An 872-nucleotide genomic window follows, 5' to 3' on the forward strand; every position below is an offset into this window, starting at 1 on the left:
CGCTGGCCGCTCGCCGCGCTGCTTCTGCCGATGTGAACGCTGCCGGCGGCGCAGTGTTAGGATCAGCCCACAGGCCCTGCCTGTTTCGCGCGCTCTGCGCAGCTGCCTTGCTAGTTGCCCACTCCGCTGTCTTCCACAGGTTGCCCGCCCGTTGTATCGGTGGGACTCGAGGCGAGTGCGCTATGCACGTATACCCCCTGAGCAACACCCCGTTCACTACCGGTGCGCCCGCGCACCGCTCACCGCTGTCCGGCCGTCAAGCGCATCGCGCGTTTCCCGAGGGGCAAGGGTGGCGCCGCCATTCCATGCCGGTTGCGGCATGACGCACGGCGCGGCGGACAAGAACGCCCCGGTCACCTGCGCCACCTGCGACGCTCTCTGTTGCCAGCTGACCGTGGTGTTGACCGAGAAAGATGCGGTCCCGGCACATCTGACCATCCGGTTGCCCAGTGGACTGCATGTCATGGACAAGGACGAGGATGGCTGGTGCGTGGCCCTGGATGGGCAGCAGATGAACTGCCGCATTTATGACAGCAGGCCGGCCATCTGCCGCTCCTTTGTCATGGGTGGACCCTATTGCCGGGCCGAGCGCGCTGCCCAGGCACGCGCGAACCCGCGCGGTATCGCGTTGCAACTTGCCTGAGGAGAAACACATGCCTACGCCACTGCCCGTACCGGGAGAGGTTCCTGCGATGAAGAAAATCTCGATCACCGGCCCCCACGCCCAGCAACGCAACCTCAGCCGGGAGCGCATTGCCGAGGACATGGCGGCCTTCAGCAATGCCGGTGGCCACGTCGAGGTGCTGGGCAACACGCCGTTCCGCACCCGGGTGGACCCGCCCAAGCCGACCACGGCCAGCGGCAAGGCGGCA

Annotated in this window: 2 protein-coding genes; both read left to right on the plus strand. The window is 66.6% G+C overall.

Translation table 11 applies throughout. The annotated features are described in order from the left end of the window. The first annotated feature begins 319 nt into the window (after positions 1–319). Positions 320–643 carry a YkgJ family cysteine cluster protein gene (locus JCM9942_RS17075; protein WP_054661015.1) on the plus strand — a complete coding sequence of 108 codons (324 nt, stop codon included), beginning with the start codon at positions 320–322 and terminating at the stop codon, positions 641–643. A 49-nt stretch (positions 644–692) separates the two neighbouring features. Then, positions 693–872 (plus strand): hypothetical protein (locus JCM9942_RS17080; RefSeq protein ID WP_054661017.1); only part of this gene is annotated, 180 nt, incomplete at its 3' end.

Source organism: Stenotrophomonas pictorum JCM 9942, assembly GCF_001310775.1.
GTDB classification, from domain to species: Bacteria; Pseudomonadota; Gammaproteobacteria; order Xanthomonadales; family Xanthomonadaceae; genus Stenotrophomonas; species Stenotrophomonas pictorum.

Coding starts and splice junctions, on each gene's coding strand:
- JCM9942_RS17075 (WP_054661015.1), top strand. CDS start 320: ATGACGCACGGCGCGGCGGACAAGAACGCCCCGGTCACCTGCGCCACC.